The sequence below is a fragment of the Peribacillus sp. P4_B1 genome (genome assembly GCF_056402395.1).
This window is the reverse complement of sequence record NZ_JBFUHM010000110.1, coordinates 1-4601: the sequence shown is the minus strand read 5'-3', so window position 1 is coordinate 4601 and position 4601 is coordinate 1. Positions and strand designations below refer to the sequence as shown.

At 35.3% G+C, this 4601-nt stretch carries 7 protein-coding genes; 4 read left to right on the top strand and 3 right to left on the bottom strand.

The genetic code is table 11. The features are described from left to right. From AC1DVK_RS26425 to AC1DVK_RS26410, 4 genes are all read left to right on the top strand, one after another. Positions 1-519 (top strand): cupin domain-containing protein, encoded by a 519-nt coding sequence (locus AC1DVK_RS26425; RefSeq protein WP_477627776.1) that lies wholly within the window; start codon positions 1-3, stop codon positions 517-519. A 459-nt stretch (positions 520-978) separates the two neighbouring features. Then, positions 979-1554, top strand: coding sequence for an S-Ena type endospore appendage (locus tag AC1DVK_RS26420; RefSeq protein ID WP_410862098.1), 576 nt, complete (start codon positions 979-981; stop codon positions 1552-1554). Between the two features lie 274 nt (positions 1555-1828). Beyond that, positions 1829-2158 carry an S-Ena type endospore appendage gene (locus AC1DVK_RS26415; protein ID WP_289337819.1) on the top strand — a complete coding sequence of 110 codons (330 nt, stop codon included), beginning with the start codon at positions 1829-1831 and terminating at the stop codon, positions 2156-2158. A 28-nt stretch (positions 2159-2186) separates the two neighbouring features. Next, positions 2187-2528, top strand: a complete 342-nt coding sequence (locus AC1DVK_RS26410) for an S-Ena type endospore appendage (RefSeq protein ID WP_477627775.1) — start codon at positions 2187-2189, stop codon at positions 2526-2528. A 154-nt stretch (positions 2529-2682) separates the two neighbouring features. Here the strand turns inward: AC1DVK_RS26410 and AC1DVK_RS26405 are convergent, their stop codons facing one another. The 3 genes from AC1DVK_RS26405 to AC1DVK_RS26395 form a co-directional block, all read right to left on the bottom strand. Further along, positions 2683-2937 (bottom strand): hypothetical protein, encoded by a 255-nt coding sequence (locus tag AC1DVK_RS26405; RefSeq protein WP_477627774.1) that lies wholly within the window; start codon positions 2935-2937, stop codon positions 2683-2685. Positions 2938-3053: 116 nt separating this feature from the next. Then, positions 3054-3305: a hypothetical protein gene (locus AC1DVK_RS26400; RefSeq protein ID WP_289320636.1), complete on the bottom strand. Its 252-nt coding sequence runs from the start codon at positions 3303-3305 to the stop codon at positions 3054-3056. A 47-nt stretch (positions 3306-3352) separates the two neighbouring features. Next, positions 3353-3898: a hypothetical protein gene (locus tag AC1DVK_RS26395; RefSeq protein ID WP_477627773.1), complete on the bottom strand. Its 546-nt coding sequence runs from the start codon at positions 3896-3898 to the stop codon at positions 3353-3355. Positions 3899-4601 lie beyond the last annotated feature (703 nt).

Here is a 4601-nt window from a genome sequence, read left to right as displayed (position 1 = left end):
ATGTATAACTATGTAAGAAATCCTGATTATTGGTGTGTTAATAATGCTAACCAATTGGGTTTTTTACAATCATCAAACGGAAGAAATAATATTGAGGTAAAAGATTATGGTTCAAAACCATTTGTAGTGAATATCAATGAGGCTACGAAACAAAACAATACCTACCGTACCTCTTTATGGACAGGAAAACATTTGCAAGTTACATTGATGAGTCTTAAAGTTGGTGAAGATATTGGTTTAGAAATTCACCCCAACGTTGACCAGTTTTTACGTATTGAACAAGGTCAAGGGGTTGTTCAAATGGGGAATAGACAGGATAATTTAAACTTTGTAAGAAACGTCTATGATGATTATGCAATAATGATACCTGCTGGCACATGGCATAATGTAACCAATACAGGTAATACTCCTCTAAAACTTTATTCGATATATGCTCCTCCTAACCATCCATTTGGTACTGTTCATGTTACCAAAGCAGATGCATTGGCTTCGGAAGAAGGGCAACGGTTATGGCAATAGAACCACCCTTAAAAAAATCATCAAACCCTTCTCCTTAACTTGGAAGGGATTTTTTTCTGACTTTAATAGGAACGTTTGTTTGTGTATAATGGATGTAATGGAGGGATTTTTCTGATGGGGACAATTCGTGATAGATACATTCATCCTGTCACGAAAGAGTTACGTATTCAAAAGAAAGATAGTTCTTTTGAATATATTCATTTGGAGAAATAATTAGTGCAATCGTTAAGGATAATGAAAGCCCTTCTCTATATTGAGAGGGGCCTGCTTTTTGTTTTAAATAGGCCTAACCTTCTTTCCTAACTCATTAATATCATTGCCTTCGTTATAAACCACTTTCCAATCCGTTTTCCCATTCGGAACAATGGCGCTTCAAAGCTCATTTCATAAGTATTTGTCCAATCCAATACATTCTAAATTCATAAGATAAAGTAATGTTTATGAAAAGGAGGATCAAAGTTGGGCAAGGATAAAAAAGATAAAAAATGTAAAGATTGCGGACATAGAAAATGCAAGTGCGTTTATAAAAAATGTAAAGATTGCGGCTATAGAAAATGCAAATGCATTCATAAAAAATGTAAAGATTGCAGCTATAGAAAATGCAAGTGCATTCATAAAAAATGTAAAGATTGTGGGCACAGTACATGCAAATGTAAAGCTGAGGTAAAAGTGAAAGTAAATGTACCTGCAGGACCGGAACCAATAGGACCAGTTGTATGCAATAGTACATGTGGGAATCTTTTATTAAGCGATCAGGTTCCGAATTTAAAGATTTGGAAAGAGAGAATGTTGATGAAGACCACCGTAACAATCTCTGTATTTAATAGTGCCATGAGTGCTACATCGATTAAGATTCTCGTAATTTCAAATGTAGGATGTCCAGTTGAATTCACCGTTCCTCCTGGTAATACACTTTCGGCAACAGTTTATGATGCCGAATCGATTATTGCATTTCGGATAAATAAGGGGATAGCTGAAGGGAAATTTAACTTGGAAGTATGTTTTCCTGTTTTTTACGATAAAAAACATAAATAGAAAAATGTAATAGAATGCTGAAAAAAAAAAGTTACTGAAAACGTTAATTTTTTTACAACAATCAATAATTAAATCCAGTAGTTTAAAGTATTCCTCATAACTATGGAAACTGTCTTCCATTTCAGTTCTAGTTTGAACGGAATATAAATTCTATTAAAAATAACAATATTTTTTTACATGTTCCACTCATGACCGTTGCAAGATTACAAAATTTACATTCTATAATATGAATGGCTAATACAAGCTATTTAATATTAAACTGGAGGAATTCATAATGTGTGGATTAAATGGAGACGGAGGTTGTAGTCCTCCCGCGCAAATGTTCCAAGAAAGCATTTGTGGTAATTTTAATGGGCCTTTAGCAGCTGAGACAGTGTGGTCTGCACCAGCAGGCGCTTACTTTTCAGGAACTTTTGAAATTTTCAACTCAGCTTCCAGTACGACTACAGTAACTGCAACGGTTACTCCAGCTGGTGCTTTAAGTGCTACTCCTGGAAATTCTCACTCTGTATCAGTTAATCAGCCTACTGGTTTTGCTATTACAGCAGGGGCTGGAGCTAGTGGGAAGTTTTGTATTACCCTATTTAAGCGTGTTCTAGCGTAAAAATATCAATTGAAAGGAGAATCATATAATGTGTTTTAATGACAATTGTAGTCCTCAGGCACAAATATTTCAAGAAAGCATTAGTGGTAATTTTAATAACGCTACTGCTGCAGCTACTACAACAACAGTATGGTCTGCACCGGCTGGCGCTTATTTTTCAGGAACTTTTGAAATTTTCAACTCAGCTTCTAGTCCAGCAGCTACACCAGTAACTGCGACGATGACATCTACCCCAGCAGGCGCTTTAAGTGCTACTGCAGGAAATTCCGATACTCAGTCTGTTGATCAACCTACTGATTTTGCTATTACAGTACCAGCTGGAGCGAGTGGGGAATTTTGTATAAATCTATACAAACGTGTACTTGCTTAGTTTAGAGTTCAATATCCTAGAACTAGATGTATAGATTTTTTAGAGATTTGTATAAAACGTCAAAAAGGTATCATCATAATTTAGATACCTTTTTTTTATTTACAAATAGAAAAGACCTTTATAAATTCTCTTTTTTTATGTGACATAAAGTATATTACACTGCTGTCGAATAATAAAAAACGGTTATTGTATTTTCATGATTGGAAAAAGCATAGATATTTTCTCCAAAAGTTATATTCCCTAAATCTATCAGGTTATCATGACCATGGATGGAAATTCCATTGTTCGAATTGACATCCGATCCACCTAAATAAAATGAGTTACCTTGTATCCATACTCTTTGGCCAGTGCCATTTACAAGTATAGTACTTGTATTGGCTGAAAGTGTTATTGTTTGAATCTCTGCCATTATCTTCTCCACTCTTTCTTATAAAAAATAAGGATTCATAAAAAAAGTAAACTAAAATGAAAAGGTAGCTTTTAATTCTCTACCTTTTCGAATAAAGGAAAATAGATAGTTTTTTATTATACTGTTGTATAATAAAAAACTGTTACAGTGTTGCTATCATTGGAATAAGCATAGATGGTTTCACCAAAAGCTACATTCCCTAAGTCTACGACCTCATGACCACCTGAAAGAAAAATTCCATGGTCTGAATCGACATCGGATCCTCCTATAAAATACAAACCGCCTTGAAGTAACACTCTACGTCCGTCACCTTCGACAAGAACTGTTGCTGTATTAGCTGGAAGTGTTATTGTTTGAATTGTTGCCAAATTTAATCATTCCTTTCTTTAATTCCCGTTATACCTTTAAAAAGATATTAATGAGTTGTTTCCCAAAAACTCAAATCAATAGATATAACATTATTACCACCAGAATTGTTGAGTGTACGTATAACAAACGTTGTTCCAGGAGGCATAACAACGTCACCTTCATATTCAACTGCGACGACTCCTCCAGTCGCAAGTTGAATAATATCTTGGAAAATAGCTCCTCCTACTGTAGGATCAGCTGCCTGGCTTACGAATTTAGTTGTAGCGACACTTGTATTCGCTGAAGCAAAATTGGCATTGACTGGCGTGAGAGGAGTTCCTCCTGCAAATGAACCATTACGATTAAGAGTAATAACTAAGTTTGAATTTGATGTTCCAGCTATTCTCCCCATATGAAGAATTCTACCTGATCCAACTGGGTTAGTAATCTGTAAAAAGAGTGAAGAGTTATTTGTGACTGATTGTCGTTGAGTCGTTAAAAAGAAATTGCGTCCACTCACGGCAGCTCTAGGTTGGGAGGCTTCTGTTACTACTGGGTCTTCAAAAGTGTTGATTACTTCCACTTCTTCAGGGCATATATTACAATTGCTCATTATCATCTCCCCTTCTTGAAAATTTAGGTAATTTACTTAATTAAGGTTAAAGGGAATCAATAGAAGACTACCGAAATTTTTTTAAAATACGGTACTCAATAGAGTATGTGAGCGTATTTAAAATGCTTGTTTTATTGTCCAACAATGAAAAATATTTAACTATTTTTCATAATTTGATGCAGGGGTTTTTGTAGCAGTGAAAAAATAACGGATTCAAAAACAAGAAAAAGGTTCTTTCAAAGATCGTTCTTTTTGCACCATTCAGTACTATGTTGGGAATTGCATCAATAAATAATTAAAAAGAAGCGTTCATGCCAAGGTCTTCAATTTTTCCGGATTTTCCCTTATAGATGAAAAAGAATGAATGTATTTCAATGAAAAAATGACCACATTCTGACCACCAAATAAAAATTAAAAGTGCTTTAAAGCATTAGTATTACTGAGATAGTTGCTTTGAGTATATTCAGTTTGATGAGATAATTAGTGCAATCGTTGATGATAATGAAAGCCCTTCTCAAAATTGAGATAGGGCCTGTTTTTGTGCGCCCGGCATGGGTGCAATCTATAGGGTGGAAGTCCCGAATCATGAAGGCAGTAGTAGTGGTTAGCTTAATGCAAGGGTGTCCACGGTGACGTGGAATCTGAAGGAAGCAAGCGGCAAACCTCCGGTCTGAGGAACACGAACTTCATATAAGGCTAGGTA